Consider the following 19,180-nt stretch of genomic DNA (forward strand, 5'->3'; position numbering starts at 1 on the left):
TTTCCTGCGAAACGGGCTGCTGTTCGCCTTTGTCATCGCGACAATGCTGACGCTGTGCGCGGCGAACTCTGCCTTCGCAGTCGAGCCGATCAAGATTGCCCGCGACGACGTCGCGCTCGACCTTTCCGGTGCCGTCGAGATCTATCGGAACCAGGGCGAGAATTTCCAGGTGTCGACCGCTCCGGGTCCGGACGGCATCGTGAGGCGCATCGAGGTCGAGGCCAATGACGCGCGTTCGACCGGCGACTGGGCGGTGTTCGCGCTGGCCAACACCACCGACCAGCAGCTCGACAGGCTGATCGTCGCACCGCATTTCCGACTGGTGAATTCAGGCATCTTCTGGCCGGATCTCGGCTCGACCCGCATCGCCGCCATCACGCCCAGCGAAGGCTTCGCGCTCGACCGCCAGACCAGCCCCGACGCCGACGTGTTCCGGGTGACGCTGAACCCCGGCACGGTCATTACCTTCATCGCCGAACTGGCCTCGCCGAAGCTGCCTCAGGTCTATCTCTGGGATCCGGAATCCTACAAGGACTCGGTCAATTCCTACACGCTGTTTCGCGGCATCGTCATCGGCATTGCAGGCCTGCTGGCGCTGTTCCTGACCATCCTGTTCGTGGTCAAGGGAACCTCGATGTTCCCAGCGACCGCGGCACTTGCCTGGGCCGTGCTGGCCTATATCTGCGTCGATTTCGGCTTCCTCAACAAGATCATCGAGATATCGCCCGGCAACGAGCAGATGTGGCGCGCCGGAACGGAAGTGGCGCTGGCGGGAACTTTCGTGGTGTTCCTGTTCGCCTACCTCAACCTCAACCGATGGCACGGCCATTTCAGCTACGGTGCATTGGTCTGGATCCTCGGACTTGTGCTGATCGCCGGCGTCGCCATCGTCGACCCGGCGGTCGCCGCCGGCATCGCCAGGCTGTCCTTCGCCGCCACCGCGCTGACCGGGCTCGGCCTGATCATCTTCCTCGGCATACGCGGCTACGACCGCGCCATCATGCTGGTGCCCAGTTGGGTCATGGTGCTGTTGTGGCTGTGCGGATCGTGGATGGCGATCACCGGCATGCTCGACAACGATATCGCCCAGCCGGCCTTGGGCGGCGGGCTGATCCTGATCATCCTGTTGATCGGCTTCACCGTCATGCAGCATGCCTTTGCCGGCGGCGCGCTGCATCAGGGCCTGTTCTCCGACCTCGAACGGCAGGCGCTGGCGGTGGCCGGATCGGGTGACACGGTTTGGGACTGGGACGTGCTGCGCGACCGCGTCGTCACCAAGCCCGATGTCAGCATCCAACTCGGCCTGGCGCCCAACAGCCTCGGTGGTGCCGCACGCAACTGGCTGCCGGTGCTGCATGCCGACGACCGCGACACGTTCCGCACGACGCTCGACGTGGTGCTCGAACACCGGCGTGGCCGGGTGTCACAGAACTTCCGACTGCGCGGCGCCGACGGCCATTATCATTGGTTCTCGCTCCGCGCGCGTCCGGTGATCGGGTCGGACGGCGAAGTCATCCGCTGCGTCGGCACCATGGTCGACGTCACCGAGCAGAAGAAATCCGAGGAAAGGCTGCTCCACGATGCGGTGCACGACAATCTGACCGGCCTGCCGAACCGCGAATTGCTGATGAACCGGCTGGAAGCCATCATCTCGATCGCCCGCACTGAAGAGAAGGTGCGCCCGACCGTGTTCGTCATCGACATCGACCGTTTCAAGCAGGTCAATGACGGGCTCGGCATTTCTGCCGGCGACACCATCCTTTTGACCATAGCGCGCCGCCTCCACCGGCTCTTGAAGCCGAAGGATTCGCTGTCGCGCTTTGCCGGCGACCAGTTCGCGCTGATGCTGCTTTCCGAACAGGATCCCGCCCGCATCGCCGCAGTCGCGGACGCCATCAAGCATGCCATCAACAATCCGATCACCTTCGCCAAACGCGAGATCGTGCTGACGGCCTCGATCGGACTGATCACCTGGAACTCGCCGCAAATGTCGGCCGAGGACATGGTCAAGGATGCCGAGTTGGCCATGCATCAGGCCAAGCGCTTCGGCGGCGACAGGATCGAGCCGTTCCGGCCAGCCTTCCGCACCGTCGGCACCGATCGGCTGCAATTCGAATCCGACCTGCGCCGCGCCATCGAGCGGCGCGAGTTCACGCTCGCCTACCAGCCGATCGTGCGGCTGGAGGATGGCAGCGTCGCCGGCTTCGAAGCCCTGCTGCGCTGGGACCATCCGCGCCGCGGCATGATCCCACCGGCGGATTTCATCCCGGTCGCCGAGAGCTGCGGGTTGATCGTGCAACTCGGCCTGTTCGCCATGCAGCAGGCGGCGGAAGACCTCGCCAGCTGGCAAAAGCAGATCGGCGACGCGCCGCTGTCGGTCTCGGTCAACCTGTCCAGCCGCCAGTTGATCCGCCGCGACCTGGTCAGCGACGTCCGCTCGGTGATCGCCCGCGCAAACCTGAAGCCGCGCTGCTTCCGGCTCGAGCTCACCGAATCGCTGGTGATGGACAATCCCGAGCAGACCGCCCATGTGCTGACCAAGCTGAAGCAGCTCGGCATCGGCCTGTCGCTGGACGATTTCGGTACCGGCTATTCCTCATTGGCCTATCTGACGCGTTTCCCTTTCGACACCATCAAGATCGACAAGAGCTTCGTCGACGACAAGACACCCAAGCGCGCGGTGCTGCTCAAATCGATGGTCAACATGGCGCATGAACTCGGCCTGTCTGTCGTCGCCGAGGGCATTTCGGACGACAGCGATGCGCTGGAATTGCGCCAGATGGGCTGCGAATACGTGCAGAGCTTCATGTTCGGCGCGCCAATGCCAGGCGACCAGGTGCTGAAGACGCTGAAGGAGCAGTATCCGCTGACGCAAGCGTGAGAAGCTCAGGCGTGTCCGGCGGCGAGGCTGAGATGGGCGAGATCGATGCCGATCGCAGCGAGAATCCGGTCGTATTTGCGCTCGATGTCGGTGTCGAACAGAAGCTCGGCATTGGCCGGGCAAGTCAGCCAGCCATTCTCGGCGATCTCGGTCTCCAGCTGGCCGGCGCCCCAGCCGGAATAGCCGAGCGCCATCAGTGCGTGACGAGGACCGCGCCCGGACGATATGGCGCGCAATATGTCAACGGTCGCAGTCAGGCAGATGTCGTCCGAAACGGTCAGCGAGGATTCCACCCGGTAGTCGCCCGAATGCAGGACAAAGCCCCGACTGCGATCCACGGGCCCGCCATTGCGAACGACGAAGTCACGGGCTTGCGCCGGCAGGCGGATCGCCTCGTGTTCGTTCATGATGCCCAGTTGCACGAGCAGATCCGGAAATAACATTTGCTGCGTCTGGTTGATGATCAGCCCCATGGCGCCTTCATCTGAGTGCGCGCAGATATAGACGACCGAGCGCGTGAAACGGTCGTCCTTCATGCCGGGCATGGCAATCAGGAACTGATCGTCGAGAAAGCCGCGGCTCGCGACCGTCTTCTTGTGGCGCAACAAGTCCATGAAAGGCAGCGTAACGCGTTTCCAAAGCGCCGAAAAGATGCACTGTGCGGGATTCGACCAAAGCCCATGCGGCGGGGCCGAGCATTCTCCCCTCGAGGTCACGCAAATATGATACTGGCAACACCATGAAATCATTGCGCGGCCACGAACGGACGATCAAATCACCGCCATGCGAAGCTTGAAAACCCTGCTGCTCGGCGCCGCCATCGGATTGGCAACCGCACTTCCCGCCGTCGCCTCTTCATCGGCCTGGTACAACAGCGAAGGCGGCAAGGTCAGGCTGGTGACATCAGGCCAACCCGACGACGCCGGCCGCATCCAGGGCGTTCTCGACATAGCGCTCAAGCCCGGCTGGAAAACCTACTGGCGCGATCCGGGAGACGCGGGCGTGCCGCCGCAGCTCGACATCTCAGCCAGCACCAACATCACCGACGCCGCTCTGTCGTTTCCTGCTCCCCAACGCCACGACGACGGCTATGGCAAATGGGCAGGCTACAACCGTCCGGTTTCCCTGCCGGTGACATTCACACTGGCCACGCCGAACCAGCCGGCGGTGATCGATGCCGACATCTTTCTCGGTATTTGCGAAACGATCTGCATACCGGTGCAGACGCGGCTGATCGTTGATCCTGCCTCCGACCCGGACAATGCCGAGGACGCGGCGCTGGTGAAGGCAAGTTTTTCGGGATTGCCGGCGCCCGCAAGGTCCGATTTCGGCATCAAGGTCCTGCCGGGCGACCACGAAACGCTGATTGTCGAGGCGAGTCTTCCCGGCGATCCGGATGCGGCGGATTTCTTCGTTGCCGGCGAACGTGATTACATGTTCGGCGCCCCTGCCCGAAGCGAAAAGGACGGCAAGCTGATTTTCACAGTGCCGATCCTCGATCGCCCGTCGGCGACGCCCACGGATGGTGGGCTTCACTACACGCTGACGAGTTCGGTGGGTGCGGTCGAAGGGCTTCTGCCTTTCCCTTGATCCAGCGTCTCCAAACGGTTGCGGGACGCCGTTGAGTTCGCTACGCAAAGACCCGTCCTTCCCGATTTTCCCAAGCGAGGAATTCATGACCATTTCCGTTGGCGACAAGCTGCCCGACGTGACCTTCAAGACGATGACCGCCGATGGCGCGAAGTCGATCACCGGGGCCGAGATCTTCTCCGGCAAGAAGGTCGTGCTGTTTGGGGTTCCCGGCGCCTTCACGCCGACCTGCAGCAACAACCATTTGCCCGGCTATCTCGAGAACCATGACGCCATCCTGGTGCGCGGCGTCGACACAATCGCCGTCGTTTCGGTCAACGACGTCCACGTCATGGGTGCCTGGGCGCACTTCACTGGCGGTGAGGGCAAAATCCTGTTCCTCGCCGACGGCAGTGGCGATTTCGCCAAGGCAGTCGGCCTCGACTACATCAGCAACGATATGGGGCTGCGCTCGAGGCGCTTCTCAATGATCATCGACGACGGCAAGGTCACCGCACTCAATGTCGAGACCAAGCCCGGTGTCGACGAGTCCGGCGCGGCTCATATTCTGGGGCAGCTCTGAACTTCAGCGAGGCGTCGGGCGTGGGGCCGCAATCACGATCGAGCCTGTAGTCCAGGGCTTGCCTTTGGGGGGACCTTAGCGATGTTTGACATCTTCTGGCGCGCTATCGCGATCGGCATCGGCGCCACCGTGGCGATGGACCTGTGGGCCATGTTCCTGCACAAGGCGTTCGGCCAACCACGACCGAACTGGGGGCCGGTCGGTCGCTGGGTCTGGCATCTGCGCGACAAGATCTTTCACGACGATATCGGCGGTGCAGCGCCCTACGCGCATGAAAAAGCGCTGGGCTGGGCCTTTCATTATTTTGTCGGCATCGTCTACGGCGTCATCCTGGTGGTGCTGGCCGGAGCAGGCTGGCTTGCCGCGCCGACCTTCCTGCCGGCCTTCATCCTCGGCATCGTCACCGTCGGCGCCGGCTGGTTCCTGCTGGCGCCCGGCATGGGCGCCGGCTGGGCCGCATCGAAGCGACCCAATCCGATGCTGATCCGGGCGCTCAACCTGGTGTCGCACACGGTGTTCGCGCTCGGGCTGTACGGCACGGCGCTGCTGATCCGCTGAACGTCTACAGCTGCGCCAGCCTGTCGATCGGCCGCCATCCATGGATAACATCGCGAACGCCGATATCGTAAGCAAAACAGTTGCCGCCACCGGCTGGCTGATCCGCTTCGCGGCTGATCTCGCGACCACTGAGGGACAGCAACAGCAGTGTTCCCACGCCTCCATGCCCGACGAAGGCAATGTCGTCGGCGTCGTTGGTGCGGAGCACGGTGTCAACCTCGCTCACTATACGCTGCTGGGCATCGATGGCTCTTTCCCATCCGCGAATGCTTTTGTGTGGATTGGCAAAGAACTGGTCCGCGACCGCTTCGAACTCCGGCGGCGGCAGAAAGCCCGTTGCCGAGCGATCGTTCTCGTGCATCCGTTCCCTCACCTCGATGGCAAGACGCAGATGCGCTGCGAGGATCTCGGCGGTTTCCATCGCCTTGCGTTCAGCCGACGACACGATACGCCGGATCGACCCGACCCAGGGCTGATCGAGCATTGCAAACGCTCTCGCCCGTCCTATGTCGGATAGCCCCCATTCCGGCACTGGAACATTGGCATCGACCTGAACCTGGGGATGCGTGACGTAGTAGAGGATCGGCACGATAGAAATTCCCTGCCTGAGATCCGTCCGGCTCCCGGAATTCAATAGCTCTGGGTTGAGCGCCGCACCCTTGCGACTGCCGGCTGTTTTGTCTGCACAGCTGGCTTTGAGGCCACAGCAGGCTTGAATGGACCCTTCTTGAACGGCGCCATGCCTTCGCGCGCGAGTTCGTCGGCGCGCTCGTTCTCGGTATGGCCGGCATGGCCCTTGACCCAGTTCCAGGTGACTTTATGGCGCCGGTTGGCTTCATCGAGCGCCTGCCAGAGTTCACCGTTCTTCACAGGCTTCTTGTCGGCGGTCTTCCAGCCGTTCTTTTTCCAGCCGTGGATCCACTTGGAGATGCCGTCCATGACATATTTGCTGTCGGTGTGAAGCTCGACCGCGCAAGGTTCCTTCAGCGCGTTCAGCGCCGAGATGGCGGCGAGAAGTTCCATGCGGTTGTTGGTCGTCTCGGCTTCGCCGCCGGACAGCTCCTTGGTGGTGCCGTTGAAGCGCAGGATCGCGCCCCAGCCGCCGGGACCGGGATTGCCCGAACAGGCGCCGTCGGTGAAGATCTCAACCTGCTTGCTCATGATACCCCATATTAGGCCAATCCATATTCCGAAGGAGATCTGATCGCCCGATGGAACCGCATCCTGCGGATATACTCGGTCGGGTCGCGTTTCATCACCAGCCCACCATCGGGCACGGTTAGCCAGTCGTACAGCCGGGTCAGCATGAAGCGCAGCGCCGAACCCCGCGCCAGCATCGGCAGCGCCGCCTTCTCCTGGTCGCTTAGGGGACGCACGCTCTGATAGCCGGCAAGCAACGCCTTGCCCTTGGTAAGGTTGAAGGAAAAATCCTTCTCGAAGCACCAGGCATTGAGGCAGGTAGCGACATCGTAGGCGTAGAGGTCGTCGCAAGCGAAATAGAAATCGATCAGACCGGAGAGCTTTTCGCCGAGGAAGAAGACGTTGTCCGGGAAAAGATCGGCATGGATGATGCCTTGCGGCAGGTCTTTCGGCCAGTTGCGCTCGAAATCGGCGAAGTCGGCATCGACCACGGCCGCAAGGCCCGGCTCGACCTCGTCGGCGCGATCGCGCGCCGCGTTCCAGAGCTTGCGCCAGCCGTCGATGGCCAGCGCATTCGGACGCGTCATCGAAAAATCGGCGCCGGCCAGATGCAACTGCGCCAACGCCTTGCCGACCTCGGCGCAATGCGCCGATGTCGGCCGCCGCAGCGAAAGCCCTTCGAGGAAGGTGATGATAACCGCCGGCCGGCCTGCGAGCGTGCCGATGACGCTGCCGTCATCCGCGGTCACCGGCAGCGGGCAAGACACGCCTTTTTTTGCGAGATGGCCCATCAGGCCGAGGAAAAACGGCAGGTCCGCCTTCTCGACCCGCTTTTCGTAAAGCGTCAGGATGTAGGAGCCGCTGGAGGTGTGCAGGAGGAAGTTGGAGTTTTCGGTACCTTCGGCGATACCTTTGTAGGACAGGAGATCGCCGACCGGATAGTGCTTCAGGAACGCGCCGAGTTCGCCTTCCGCAACGTCGGTGTAGACCGCCATCTGCCTTACGCGGCTCCATTGACGAAGGCCATGTCGGCCCGCGTCAGTTCGACATCGCGCAGCACCCGCATGACCGGAAAATCCTCTGTCTCCGTGGCCGTGATGGCCAGGTCGATCGTGACATCGAAGCGTTGCCGGAACGCGTCGATGATCTCGTCGACGATGATTTCGGGCGCCGACGCGCCAGCCGACAGGCCGAGCGTCGAAATGTTGGCGATGTCATTCCACGGAATCTCGGCGGCGCGCTGCACGAGAAGCGACATCGAGGCGCCGGCACGTTCCGCCACTTCGACAAGGCGCCGCGAATTGGAGGAATTGGGTGCGCCGACGATCAAATAGAGATCGGCGCCGGCAGCGGTCTCCTTGACCGCTTCCTGGCGGTTGGTGGTGGCATAGCAGATCGATTCCGCCGCCGGAGCCTGCAGGGCTGGAAAGCGATCCTGCAAGGCCCGGATGATGCCGGCGGTGTCCTCGACCGACAGCGTGGTCTGGGTGACGAAACCGAGCGCCTGCGGGTCGGCGGGCGCGAGCTTTGCGGCGTCGGCTTCGGTCTCGATCAGCGTCACCGCCCCGTCGGGCAACTGGCCCATGGTGCCGATCACCTCGGGATGTCCGGCATGGCCGATCAGGAGCACATGGCGGCCGAGCCGCTGATGGCGCATCGCCTGCTTGTGAACCTTCGACACCAGCGGACAGGTGGCATCCAGATAGAACAGATTGCGCGCCTGGGCATCGGCCGGCACCGACTTCGGCACGCCATGCGCCGAGAACACGACCGGCGATTGCCGGTGTTCGGCCGGGATTTCGGAGAGTTCCTCGATGAAGACCGCGCCAAGGCTTTGCAGACCCTCGACGACGTAACGGTTGTGCACGATCTCATGGCGGACATAGACCGGCGCGCCATACTTCTTCAGCGCCAGTACGACGATCTGGATGGCACGGTCGACGCCGGCGCAAAAGCCGCGCGGCTGGCAGAGCCGGATCGTCAGGGGTGGTTTGGTCGTTGTCTGAAGCATGAATCCGGGCCGGTTGATCAGAGCCGAAATGAGGTGCCTACCCCTGCCCTGTCAAGGGCATCGGTAGAGAGGCGGGCGTCGGTGGCGTTCATTCCTCTTTCGCGGGACGGCGAAGCCGCAGGATGAGCACGGCAGCGAGCGCCGCGGCAAGGCCATACCAGGTCATCGCATATTGCAGATGGCTGTTCGGCAGGTCGATGATGGTGACGCCGCCCACCGGCAAGCCGCCTGGATTAGGCGTCTTGTCGGCGTCGATGAAGATCGGCACCAGCGCGGCGCCCGCCGGCAGCCCGGCGCTCGCCGCCATCGCGTCACGATCCTTCCAGTAGAAGATGTTCTTCGCCGCATCATTGTCGGGAAGCATCATCGACGGCTTTGCCGGCAGCGGGTTGCGGGCAAGTCCCGTGATCGTCACCCTGCCCGTCACCTGTCCCTTGGCGCGCTTGGCGGCATCCTTCAGATCGTAGGGCACGAAACCGCGATTGATCAGGACAAAGCGGCCATCGTCCAGGGCAAGCGGCGTATAGACGTTGAAGCCGGCTTCGCCGTCCCAGGTTGCGTAGAAATGCCGTTCGCCTTGATGCAGGAACGTGCCGGTGACGGTGATCGGCGTGTAGTCGACGTCGCCGGTGGCGGCGAATTCTTTCTCGATTTCGGCCAGCGGCCGCGGTTCTGAATGGGTGCGTTGGTCGATGGTCTGGAGAAGATCTTCCTTCCAGTGCAGGCGCTGGACCTGCCAGGTGCCGAGCGCCAGCAAGATCAGCAACAGCACCAGGCCAAGGCCAAGCAGCAATGCCGATCCCGGCCGCGAGCGGCCGCTGGCTTTGACGAACGCCTCGCTCATTCGCCGCGATCCAGCCGGCCCTCGGCCGCCTTGTTGCGGTATTGCAGCGTGAGCAGCACGCCTTTGATCAGCCGCAGCGCCGTCAGGCACAGCACGACCGCCAGCGGAATCCAGACCAGCAGATGCAGCCAGAGCGGCGGGCTCAGCGTGACTTCAACCCAGAGCGCCAGCCCGACAATGATGAAACCGATGATCAGGATGACGAAGACCGCCGGCCCATCGCCGGCATCGGCGTAGGAATAGTCGAGGCCGCAATTGACGCAGCGCTTGCCGACGGTGAGGAAACCGGAGAAGAGCCGCCCTTCGCCGCAGCGTGGACAGCGGCCATGCAGGCCGGCCGAAATCGGGTCGATCGGGGGCCAGATCGCCCTATCTTCGCCCATGGAAGCGTCGTCGCTCATTGCTTACCGCTCGATCTCGATCGGTGTCCTATCGGCCACCATTGCCCAGATTTCATTCATGTCGGAATCCGTAACCGCAATGCAGCCGTCGGTCCAGTCGACCAATTGAAGCAGCTCGGCAACATCATGATCACGAATGCGCAAATGGCACAGGGAATTGTCGGCCGCATGGTCCATCGATCGGCGATCATTGCGCCGAAAAGAAGAGGCGGCCACGTCGCCGCGGCCGCCTTATTGAAATCGAACCCTCAATCGGGAATCAGTGGGCTTCGACCACCGCGCCGACCGATCCCCAGACGTAGATCGATGCGAACAGGAACAGCCAGACCACGTCGACGAAATGCCAATACCAGGCTGCGGCCTCGAAGCCGAAATGCTGCTTGGGCGTGAAATCACCCTTTATCGCCCGGATCAGGCAGACCGCCAAGAAGATGGTGCCGATGATGACATGGAAGCCGTGGAAGCCGGTCGCCATGAAGAAGGTGGCGCCGTAGATGGAATCCTTGAAGGCGAATGGAGCGTGCATGTACTCATACGCCTGCACCATGGTGAACAGCATGCCGAGCCCGACAGTCAGCACCAGACCGTTGATCAGTCCCTTGCGATCGCCGTGAATGAGCGAGTGGTGCGCCCAGGTAACCGTAGTGCCTGACAGGAGCAGGATGACGGTGTTGTAGAGCGGCAAATGGAAGGGATCGAGAACCTCCATTCCCTTCGGCGGCCAGACGCCACCGGTGAAAGTATGGCGCGCGTAATTCTGCACCTCGCCGGCGAAAAGGCTGGCGTCGAAATAGGCCCAGAACCAGGCAACGAAGAACATCACCTCCGAGGCGATGAACATGATCATGCCGTAGCGCAGATGGAGCGACACGACACGCGTGTGATGGCCCTCGTGCGCTTCCTTGATCGTGTCCGACCACCAGGCGAACATGGTGTAGAGGACGATCACGATGCCGATGAAGAACAGCCACGGATTGGCGATGTTGAGGCCGAAAATCGGGAAGCTGCCGCCCTTCAGATATTGCATCAGGCAGACGCCGCCAAAGGCGGTGACGAGCGCTCCTACCGATCCCAGGAAGGGCCACGGGCTCGGGTCGACGAGATGATAGTCATGCTGTGGTTTTGCGTGCGCGTCTGCCATATCAACCCCCGAGATTTGCTTCGGTATTCGAAATTGTTTTGCTCTTGCCTTGAACCGGCTCCGACGACGCAACCGGCTTGTTCTTCTCGACCGGAAACATCGTATAGGACAGAGTGATCGTCTTTACGTCCTTCAGTTCCGGCACGTTGACGATGTCAGGATCCACGTAGAACAGGACCGGCATGTCCAGGGTCTCGCCGGGCTTCAACGTCGTGTCGGTGAAGCAGAAGCACTCGACCTTGTTGAAGTAGGGGCCTGCCAGTTCCGGCTGCACATTGAAGGTGGCGCGGCCAGTCACGGAGCGATCGAACTTGTTGGTTGCCTTGTAGTGCGCCTGCACCGTCTCGCCGATCTTCATCGTCATCGCGCGCTGGACCGGCTGGAAGTCCCACGGCACGCCGGCGATGTTGGCATCGAAACGGACGGTGATCTCCCGGTCGAGCACGCGGCCGGCATACTGCTTTTCTGCGCGCTGCGTCGTGCCGCCATAGCCCGTCGCTTGGCAGAACATCTTGTAGAGCGGCACCGCGGCATAGGCCATGCCGATCATGCCGGTGAAGAAGGCAAGGCAGACGGCCGCGACAACGAGGTTGCCGTTCTTCCCAGCCGGTCTTTTGGACGTCTCGACGCTCATCACATCGTGCCCGACAGATTGTGGCCGAACTTCACGATCGTCGCGATGTAGAAAATGACGACCAGGACGGCCAGCGCCACACCGATTGCTACCGAACGGTTGCGTCTGGCTTTCCTCTGCCGCTCGGTCAACGTGACCAGCTCGAGCTTTTCTTCGATCATGGTCATGCTCCGCCCATGGCAAGCGCGCGTTCGACAACGCTGTCGGCCAGATAGGCAGCGAAGATGGCAAAGAGATAAAGCAGCGAATATGCGAACAGGGCCTTGGCCGGTTTCATGATGCGGTCGCTGTCGGGCATGCCAAGCACTTTCCACGCGTACCAGACAAATCCCAACCCGAGCAACGTGGCGGCGACACCGTAGAACGGCGTGGTGTAGCCAAGCAGCCAGGGCAGCACACCGACGGGGGCCAGAACCAGCGCGTAAGCGAAGATCTGGCGGCGGGTCGAAGCGTGTCCGGCGACGTTGGGCATCATCGGGATACCGGCCTTGGCGTAGTCCTCTGACTTGAACAGCGCCAGCGCCCAGAAATGCGGCGGCGTCCACAGGAAGATGATCAGAAACAGGATCAGGCTTTCCAGGCTGACCGTCCCGGTCACCGCGGCCCAGCCGATCACCGGCGGGATGGCGCCAGCAGCCCCGCCAATGACGATGTTCTGCGGCGTCCAGCGCTTCAGCCACATCGTGTAGACGACGGCGTAGAAGAAAATGGTGAAGGCCAGCAGCGTCGCTGCAAGCCAGTTAACCAGCACGCCGAGTGTCATCACCGACAGCACCGAAAGCACCAGACCGAAGCTCAGCGCTTCATGCGCCTGGATGCGACCGGACGGAACTGGACGGCTGGCGGTTCTGGTCATCACCGCATCGATGTCGGCGTCATACCACATATTCAGCGCCCCGGAGGCGCCAGCACCAATGGCAATCGACAGGATGGCGATCACAGCCAGCAGCGGATTGACGGTCACGGGCGCCGCGACCATGCCGACAAAGGCGGTGAACACCACCAGCGACATGACGCGCGGCTTCAGCAGGGCGAAGAAATCGCCCGCTGTTGCTTCCGACATGCGAAAGCCCGCTTCGTCAATCAATGGGTCGTCGACAAGGGCCATGCGTACTTTAAGTCCATTATTCCGTTGGGCAAAACCGCCGGCGGACCGGCGGTTTTGTATTCGAGCGGGGCAGCCGCCTTACTTGATCTTCGGCAGCTGTTCCCACTGGTGAAAAGGCGGCGGCGAAGGCAGCTGCCATTCGAGAGTCGTTGCACCCTCGCCCCACGGATTGGCGCCGGCGATCCGCTTCTTCTGGAAAGCTTCGAACACGCAATAGAGGAAGATCAGGACGCCGACGGCCGATATATAGGAGCCGATGGACGATACGTAGTTCCAGCCGGCAAACGCGTCCGGATAGTCGATGGTGCGGCGCGGCATGCCGGCGAGGCCGAGGAAATGCTGCGGGAAGAAGATCAGGTTGACGCCGACGAAGGTGACCCAGAAGTGGGTGTTGGCGATCACCGGCGAGTACATGTAGCCGGTCATCTTCGGGAACCAGTAGTACCAACCGGCGAAGATGGCGAACACCGCGCCGAGCGACAGCACATAGTGGAAGTGGGCAATGACGAAATAGGTGTCATGCAGCGAGCGGTCGAGGCCGGCATTGGCCAGTTGGACGCCGGTAACGCCACCGATGGTGAACAGGAAGATGAAGCCCAGCGCCCACAGCATCGGCGTCTTGAACGAGATCGACCCACCCCACATCGTCGCGATCCAGGAGAAGATCTTCACGCCCGTCGGCACCGCGATGACCATGGTGGCGAAGACGAAATAACGCTGCGTGTCGAGCGACAGGCCGGTCGTGTACATGTGGTGCGCCCAGACGATGAAGCCGACGGCGCCGATCGCCACCATGGCGTAGGCCATGCCGAGATAACCGAACACCGGCTTCTTCGAAAAGGTCGAGATGACGTGGCTTATGATGCCGAAGCCCGGCAGGATCAGGATGTAGACTTCCGGGTGACCGAAGAACCAGAAAAGGTGCTGGAACAGAATTGGGTCGCCGCCGCCATCGGGAGCAAAGAAGGTCGTGCCGAAATTGCGGTCGGTGAGCAGCATGGTGATGCCGCCGGCCAGAACCGGCAACGAGAGCAGCAGCAGGAAGGCGGTGATCAGCACCGACCAGGCAAACAGCGGCATCTTGTGCAGCGTCATGCCAGGCGCGCGCATGTTGAAGATGGTGGTGATGAAATTGATTGCGCCAAGGATCGACGACGCACCGGCGATGTGGATCGACAGGATCGCCAGATCCATGGCGGGTCCGGGCTGACCCGAGGTCGACAGCGGCGGATAGAGCGTCCAGCCGCCACCGACGCCGAAGGCACCCGGCGCACTCGGCACGAACATCGAGGTGAGCAGCAGGATGAAAGCCGGCGGCAGCAGCCAGAAGGAGATATTGTTCATGCGCGGGAACGCCATGTCTGGCGCGCCGATCATGATCGGCACCATCCAGTTGGCAAAACCGCCGATCAGCGCCGGCATGACCATGAAGAAGATCATGATCAGTGCGTGCGCGGTGGCGAAGGCATTGTACATGCTCTTGCCGCCGTCGATCGCGGCGTCACCGTTCATGCCGTAGACCATCTGCGCCAGGCCGCTGAAGATCTGGATGCCCGGCTCCTGCAACTCCATGCGGATGGCGACAGACAAGGCACCGCCGATGATGCCGGCCATGATCGCGAAGATCAGGTAGAGCGTACCGATGTCCTTGTGGTTGGTCGAATAAACCCAGCGCACCCAGCCGTGATAAGGCTTGTGATCGTGCCCGTCGTGAGCTGCAGCGTCTGCCATGTTCCGCTCCGTTCCCTGATCTTTTCTGGCCGCGGCATCAGTTGCCGGCGGCTGCTACCTTGTTTCGGCCGTCGACCTCGGCCATCAGCGTCTTGTTGGCGCCGGGCAGATCGGTCTTGGCTGCCGCCAACCAGGTCTTGAACTGCGCATCCGAGACGACGCGGATGGCAATCGGCATGAACGCATGGTCCTTGCCGCAGAGCTGCGAGCACTGACCGTAGTAGAGGCCTTCCTTCTCCGCCTTGAACCAGGTCTCGTTGGTGCGGCCCGGAATGGCGTCGATCTTGATGCCGAACGACGGCATGGCGAAGGAGTGGATGACGTCGGTCGCGGTGACAAGCACGCGGGTCATGGTGTTGACCGGCACCACCATCTCGTTGTCAACGGCCAGTAGGCGCGGATATTCCTTGCGGTCCTCCTTGCCGGCGGCAGCGCGATCACCGTCCTGCAGGATGGCGGAGTTGAAGGAGAGCGTGTTCTCGGTCTGGTACTCGTAATCCCAGTTCCACTGGTTGCCGGTCGCCTTGACGGTCAGCTTTGCTTCTTCCGGCGGCGTATATTGCGCGGTCAGCAGCTGGAACGAGGGAATGGCGAGGCAAAGCAGGATGACAACCGGGCCGACAGTCCAGATCACCTCGATCAGCGTGTTGTGGCTGGTCTTGGACGGAACCGGGTTCGCGCTCGCACGGAATCTCACGATGCAATATGCGAGGAGAAGAAGCACCAGGATGGTGATCGGGACGATGAACCACATCGTGTAGTTTCCGAACCACTCGATCTGCCGCATCATGTCGGTCGCCGGCGCCTGGAAGGTTGTCTCCCAGTTCTTTGGCTGGTCGGCATGGGCGGATCTGCCGGCGAAAAACGTGATAGCGGCACAAGCACTTAGAAGCTTGGCACTTGCTAGAAACTTGGCGCTTGCCAGGAAATTTCTCATCGCCCTCATCGTCTCCCAGTTCCTCGCGGCGGTATCCACGAGAATAACGAACAATGCCGGGACGGGAATCCCGACAGTCTCAAGCTGGTTCAAACCATACTCTTTTTCCCTCTGCAAGAAAGGAGCGGGCGAAACCGTGCGGCATTTTTGCGCGCAAGACCGGATGCGCCTCGCATTCCTGCGGGCCGCTCGTGCCGGACGTCGCAATTCGGGCGAAATTGGCAGGGAAAAGCGCCGCATTGGCTTTTTGGGGGCAGACCGGTTGCGGTCTCATCCTTTACTTGGCTTTGGCGCGGCTTAAAGTGCCGTGATTCGCAATGGAGCCGTCATGATCCCTTGGCTTTCGAGAAACTCTCGGTTTTCGAGAAACTGGGCGAAGGTCATCTTTCTCGCCGCCCTGTCTGGTATCGGCTTGTCCGGCACGGCCAACGCCGCGCAACCGAGCGGCACGGTGCGCTCGACGCATGGCGCGTGGTCGATCATCTGCGACACCCCGGCCGGCGCGACCTCGGAACAATGCGTGATGATGCAGAACGTCGTCGCCGAGGATCGTCCGGAGATGGGGCTGTCGGTCGTCGTGCTGCGCACCGCCGATAACAAGGCGGAGATCCTGCGCGTGCTGGCGCCGCTCGGCGTACTCTTGCCCAACGGGCTCGGCCTCAATGTCGACGGCAAGGATATCGGCCGCGCCTATTTCGTACGCTGCTTCCAGGACGGCTGCTATGCCGAGGTCATTCTCGAAAAGCCGCTGCTCGACACGCTGAAGACCGGCACGTCGGCCACCTTCATCGTTTTCCAGACTCCGGAAGAAGGCATCGGCATCCCGGTCGATCTCAAGGGGTTCGCCGACGGTTTTGCCGCCCTGCCCTGACAGGCTGGTGCTTGCTGGAAACCTTTCTAACTGGAATTCGATGGCCAGCGACCTCAAGGACTTCATCCACCAAAAGTGACGTCGACCGACCTGTCGGCGAGCGCATTTGTCTTCGCAATGCGACGGGACGATTGTCTCGACGCGCCTTCGCGCCTACATCGGGGCAAAGACCCATTCCTCCTGTGAACGGACGCGCCATGAACAGCCTGATCGGCCAATTCGACATTTCAGACGATCGCATCAAGCAAATCGTCGCTGAGACCATCAACGGCGCCGACGACGGCGAGCTGTTTCTCGAATACAGCGAAAGCGAAGCGCTGATGTTCGACAATGGCCGGCTGAAGACCGCCAATTTCAACACCGACCAGGGGTTTGGTCTGCGTGCCGTCGCCGGCGAAGCCAGCGGTTACGCGCATTCCAGCGATCTTTCCGAGGCCTCGCTGCTGCGCGCGGCCGACGCCGTTTCAACCGTCAAGGGCGGCTATTCCGGCACGCTTGCCGCCGCACCCGCCCGCACCAACCGCCATCTCTATGGCGAGGAGAACCCTATCCCCTCGCCTTCCTTCGAGACCAAGGCAAAGCTGCTGCAGGAGATCGACGCGTGGCTGCGCGCCGAGGATCCGCGCGTGCGCCAGGTTTCGGCCTCGCTTGCCGCCTCCTGGCAACATGTCGAGATCGTGCGCGCCGACGGCCAGGTGGTGCGCGATATCCGCCCGCTGGTCCGCATCAACGTCTCTGTCGTGGTCGGCAATGGCGACCGCCAGGAGAGCGGCTCCTACGGCATGGGTGGCCGCAAGGCCTTTGGCGAATTCCTGGTCGAGGACAGCTGGAAGCACGCCGCCAAGGAGGCGCTCCGGCAAGCCCTCGTCAACCTCGAGGCGATACCGGCGCCGGCCGGCACCTTCGACATCGTGCTGTCGAGCGGTTGGCCGGGCGTCATGCTGCACGAGGCTGTCGGCCATGGGCTGGAAGGCGACTTCAACCGCAAGAAGACCTCGGCCTTCGCCGGCCTGCTGGGCCAGCAGGTCGCCGCCAAGGGAGTGACCGTCGTTGACGACGGCACCATGCCCGAGCGGCGCGGCTCGCTCACTGTCGATGACGAAGGCACGCCTTCGGCCCGCAATGTGCTGATCGACGACGGCAAATTGGTCGGCTACATGCAGGATCGCCAGAACGCCCGGCTGATGGGTATGAAGGCGACCGGCAACGGCCGGCGTGAAGGCTATGCCCACCAGCCGATGCCGCGCATGACCAACACCTACATGACGGCAGGCGACATGGAGCCGGACGAAATCATCGCTTCGGTGAAGAACGGTATCTATGCAGTCTCCTTCGGCGGCGGCCAGGTCGACATCACCTCAGGCAAATTCGTCTTCGGCTGCACCGAGGCTTACATGATCGAGAACGGCAAGGTGACGCAGCCGATCAAGGGCGCCATGCTGATCGGCAACGGGCCGGACGCCATGCATCGCGTTGCGATGATCGGCAACGACATGAAGCTCGACACCGGCATCGGCATGTGCGGCAAGGCCGGACAGGGCGTGCCTGTCGGCGTCGGCCAGCCGCATTTGCGCATGAACCAGATGACCGTCGGCGGCACGCGGGTTTGATCGATCGGCCCCTCTGGCCGAGCCGTTATGCCTTGCTGATAGAACGGCGCGAAGTCGCGTAGAGAATCAAGAAGCCAATGACGCCACCGATCGCATATTTGATCCAAGCACTCAGGTAGTCGACTGTTCCGTCGTGGCCGGAGACATACAGCGCAGCTGCGACAAACGTCATGGCCGCGATGCCAAGTGCATAAGATGGCAATAACCCGATTCGAGTGATCTTTCGCAAGATCCAGGCGACGAGCGCACCCGTGAGCGCCATCATGAGAGCTGCGCCCAAAATCTCGGCAACGAATCCTGGTGAAATCATTTTTCAGTCCCCCCTAATTCCGCGGTGCAATCTGCCCGCTTTTAGCGGCAAGCTCAACAATGACGGCGCTGATCCCCACAAGCTTCGCAACCGTCGTGCTCGCAGAGTGGGACGACTCCGGCTTTGCAAGCTTCATAGCCTTGAAATCGATGTCATCTCGCGCTATCTTACGATTGTCTTACATTAGGAATAGGCTTCTGTGGGTGCTCCGGAAAAGCTCACGACTATCGTCTCGACCAAGGGACAAGTCATCCTGCCCAGCGCAATCCGGAAACGGAGAGAGTGGGGTGCCGGAACACGCCTACAGGTCGAAGACACGCCGGAAGGCGTCCTTTTAACGCCGGCGCGAGCTTTTGCCGAGACGCGGCCAGAAGATGTGTTTGGCTCTCTTCCACACAGGGGCGAACCAAAGACTCTGGAAGAAATGGACGCGGGCGTGCTCGCAGAGGCGCGGCGACACCATGCTCGCGATTGATACCAATGTCGTCGTTCGTTACCTGACGGGCGACCACCCTGAGCAGTCCCTACGCGCTCGACAGCTGATCGATACTCGACCGGTCTTTGTTGCCGTTACGGTGATCCTGGAAGCCGAATGGGTACTGCGTAGTGCCTATGGCTACGATCAGACCGAAATCATCCGAGCGCTACGGGGTTTCGGCGGGCTCGCAACCGTTGAGGTAGAGGAAGCCGCGACTGTCTCTTTCGCCCTCGACCTAGCCCAGACGGGAATGGATTTCGCGGATGCCTTGCATCTGGGCAAATCTGCGCACTGCACGGGCTTCGCGACCTTCGACCGCAAGCTCGTCAAGGCCGCGAAAGCAACTGGGCTTGAAAACGTGCAAGAAGCATAA

Annotated in this window: 23 protein-coding genes and 1 pseudogene; 9 read left to right on the forward strand and 15 right to left on the reverse strand. The window is 61.9% G+C overall.

Annotated elements, in window-relative coordinates; all coding sequences use genetic code 11:
- Positions 1–43 precede the first annotated feature (43 nt).
- Positions 44–2,881 (forward strand): EAL domain-containing protein, encoded by a 2,838-nt coding sequence (locus NKJ90_RS28165; protein WP_245266595.1) that lies wholly within the window; start codon positions 44–46, stop codon positions 2,879–2,881.
- A 5-nt stretch (positions 2,882–2,886) separates the two neighbouring features.
- Here the strand turns inward: NKJ90_RS28165 and NKJ90_RS28170 are convergent, their stop codons facing one another.
- A complete protein-coding gene (locus NKJ90_RS28170) occupies positions 2,887–3,495 on the reverse strand; it encodes a YqgE/AlgH family protein (RefSeq protein ID WP_023759143.1) in 609 nt (202 codons plus the stop codon).
- A 169-nt stretch (positions 3,496–3,664) separates the two neighbouring features.
- On the opposite strand from NKJ90_RS28170, the gene NKJ90_RS28175 reads away from it, so the two are divergent.
- From NKJ90_RS28175 to NKJ90_RS28185, 3 genes are all read left to right on the forward strand, one after another.
- Complete coding sequence (locus NKJ90_RS28175; RefSeq protein ID WP_023759142.1) at positions 3,665–4,471, forward strand: protein-disulfide reductase DsbD domain-containing protein; 807 nt, start codon at positions 3,665–3,667, stop codon at positions 4,469–4,471.
- Positions 4,472–4,556: 85 nt separating this feature from the next.
- Positions 4,557–5,033, forward strand: a complete 477-nt coding sequence (locus tag NKJ90_RS28180) for a peroxiredoxin (RefSeq protein WP_023759141.1) — start codon at positions 4,557–4,559, stop codon at positions 5,031–5,033.
- A gap of 81 nt (positions 5,034–5,114) precedes the next feature.
- Positions 5,115–5,591 (forward strand): DUF2938 domain-containing protein, encoded by a 477-nt coding sequence (locus NKJ90_RS28185; protein WP_023759140.1) that lies wholly within the window; start codon positions 5,115–5,117, stop codon positions 5,589–5,591.
- A 4-nt stretch (positions 5,592–5,595) separates the two neighbouring features.
- On the opposite strand, the gene NKJ90_RS28190 is transcribed toward NKJ90_RS28185, so the two are convergent.
- The 13 genes and pseudogenes from NKJ90_RS28190 to coxB all read right to left on the reverse strand — a co-directional run bounded on the left by NKJ90_RS28190 (position 5,596) and on the right by coxB (position 15,472).
- Positions 5,596–6,180 carry a histidine phosphatase family protein gene (locus tag NKJ90_RS28190; RefSeq protein WP_023759139.1) on the reverse strand — a complete coding sequence of 195 codons (585 nt, stop codon included), beginning with the start codon at positions 6,178–6,180 and terminating at the stop codon, positions 5,596–5,598.
- A 41-nt stretch (positions 6,181–6,221) separates the two neighbouring features.
- Positions 6,222–6,752 carry a ribonuclease HI gene (rnhA, locus tag NKJ90_RS28195; protein ID WP_023759138.1) on the reverse strand — a complete coding sequence of 177 codons (531 nt, stop codon included), beginning with the start codon at positions 6,750–6,752 and terminating at the stop codon, positions 6,222–6,224.
- Positions 6,753–6,763: 11 nt separating this feature from the next.
- Positions 6,764–7,726: a homoserine kinase gene (locus NKJ90_RS28200; RefSeq protein ID WP_352487337.1), complete on the reverse strand. Its 963-nt coding sequence runs from the start codon at positions 7,724–7,726 to the stop codon at positions 6,764–6,766.
- A gap of 5 nt (positions 7,727–7,731) precedes the next feature.
- Positions 7,732–8,742: a 4-hydroxy-3-methylbut-2-enyl diphosphate reductase gene (gene ispH, locus NKJ90_RS28205; protein ID WP_023759136.1), complete on the reverse strand. Its 1,011-nt coding sequence runs from the start codon at positions 8,740–8,742 to the stop codon at positions 7,732–7,734.
- 88 nt (positions 8,743–8,830) lie between these two features.
- Positions 8,831–9,586 (reverse strand): SURF1 family protein, encoded by a 756-nt coding sequence (locus tag NKJ90_RS28210; RefSeq protein ID WP_023759135.1) that lies wholly within the window; start codon positions 9,584–9,586, stop codon positions 8,831–8,833.
- Positions 9,583–9,969, reverse strand: a complete 387-nt coding sequence (locus tag NKJ90_RS28215; RefSeq protein ID WP_023759134.1) for a DUF983 domain-containing protein — start codon at positions 9,967–9,969, stop codon at positions 9,583–9,585. Before NKJ90_RS28215 ends, NKJ90_RS28210 begins: the two co-directional genes overlap by 4 nt.
- A gap of 21 nt (positions 9,970–9,990) precedes the next feature.
- Positions 9,991–10,101: pseudogene (locus NKJ90_RS28220) on the reverse strand (L,D-transpeptidase family protein); the annotation flags it as partial.
- Between the two features lie 145 nt (positions 10,102–10,246).
- The gene (locus NKJ90_RS28225) at positions 10,247–11,128 is read right to left on the reverse strand and encodes a cytochrome c oxidase subunit 3 (protein WP_023759132.1); all 882 of its coding nucleotides are present in this window, start codon (positions 11,126–11,128) and stop codon (positions 10,247–10,249) included.
- A 1-nt stretch (position 11,129) separates the two neighbouring features.
- On the reverse strand, positions 11,130–11,762 hold the full coding sequence (locus NKJ90_RS28230; protein WP_352487339.1) for a cytochrome c oxidase assembly protein: 633 nt from the start codon (positions 11,760–11,762) through the stop codon (positions 11,130–11,132).
- Positions 11,762–11,929 (reverse strand): cytochrome c oxidase system small membrane protein, encoded by a 168-nt coding sequence (locus NKJ90_RS28235; RefSeq protein ID WP_023759130.1) that lies wholly within the window; start codon positions 11,927–11,929, stop codon positions 11,762–11,764. The genes NKJ90_RS28230 and NKJ90_RS28235 overlap by 1 nt, the downstream gene beginning before the upstream one ends.
- A complete protein-coding gene (locus NKJ90_RS28240; RefSeq protein ID WP_023759129.1) occupies positions 11,926–12,870 on the reverse strand; it encodes a heme o synthase in 945 nt (314 codons plus the stop codon). The genes NKJ90_RS28235 and NKJ90_RS28240 overlap by 4 nt, the downstream gene beginning before the upstream one ends.
- Before the next feature lie 78 nt (positions 12,871–12,948).
- Positions 12,949–14,601: a cytochrome c oxidase subunit I gene (ctaD, locus tag NKJ90_RS28245; RefSeq protein WP_023759128.1), complete on the reverse strand. Its 1,653-nt coding sequence runs from the start codon at positions 14,599–14,601 to the stop codon at positions 12,949–12,951.
- A 37-nt stretch (positions 14,602–14,638) separates the two neighbouring features.
- Positions 14,639–15,472 carry a cytochrome c oxidase subunit II gene (coxB, locus tag NKJ90_RS28250; protein WP_348626158.1) on the reverse strand — a complete coding sequence of 278 codons (834 nt, stop codon included), beginning with the start codon at positions 15,470–15,472 and terminating at the stop codon, positions 14,639–14,641.
- On the opposite strand from coxB, the gene NKJ90_RS28255 reads away from it, so the two are divergent.
- From NKJ90_RS28255 to tldD, 3 genes are all read left to right on the forward strand, one after another.
- Positions 15,390–15,839 (forward strand): hypothetical protein, encoded by a 450-nt coding sequence (locus NKJ90_RS28255; RefSeq protein WP_245266591.1) that lies wholly within the window; start codon positions 15,390–15,392, stop codon positions 15,837–15,839. The genes coxB and NKJ90_RS28255 overlap by 83 nt on opposite strands.
- A gap of 27 nt (positions 15,840–15,866) precedes the next feature.
- Positions 15,867–16,409, forward strand: coding sequence for an invasion associated locus B family protein (locus NKJ90_RS28260; protein ID WP_023759126.1), 543 nt, complete (start codon positions 15,867–15,869; stop codon positions 16,407–16,409).
- A gap of 197 nt (positions 16,410–16,606) precedes the next feature.
- Positions 16,607–18,019, forward strand: coding sequence for a metalloprotease TldD (tldD, locus tag NKJ90_RS28265; protein ID WP_023759125.1), 1,413 nt, complete (start codon positions 16,607–16,609; stop codon positions 18,017–18,019).
- A 25-nt stretch (positions 18,020–18,044) separates the two neighbouring features.
- Here tldD and NKJ90_RS28270 read toward each other — a convergent pair whose 3' ends face one another.
- A complete protein-coding gene (locus tag NKJ90_RS28270; protein WP_023759124.1) occupies positions 18,045–18,329 on the reverse strand; it encodes a hypothetical protein in 285 nt (94 codons plus the stop codon).
- Positions 18,330–18,528: 199 nt separating this feature from the next.
- On the opposite strand from NKJ90_RS28270, the gene NKJ90_RS28275 reads away from it, so the two are divergent.
- Both NKJ90_RS28275 and NKJ90_RS28280 read left to right on the forward strand, forming a co-directional pair.
- Entirely contained in the window at positions 18,529–18,804 is a 276-nt protein-coding gene (locus tag NKJ90_RS28275) for an AbrB/MazE/SpoVT family DNA-binding domain-containing protein (RefSeq protein ID WP_084025384.1), read from the forward strand.
- Positions 18,791–19,180: a type II toxin-antitoxin system VapC family toxin gene (locus tag NKJ90_RS28280; RefSeq protein ID WP_023759122.1), complete on the forward strand. Its 390-nt coding sequence runs from the start codon at positions 18,791–18,793 to the stop codon at positions 19,178–19,180. Before NKJ90_RS28275 ends, NKJ90_RS28280 begins: the two co-directional genes overlap by 14 nt.

The organism is Mesorhizobium sp. M0051 (assembly GCF_040323235.1).
Classification (GTDB): domain Bacteria; phylum Pseudomonadota; class Alphaproteobacteria; order Rhizobiales; family Rhizobiaceae; genus Mesorhizobium.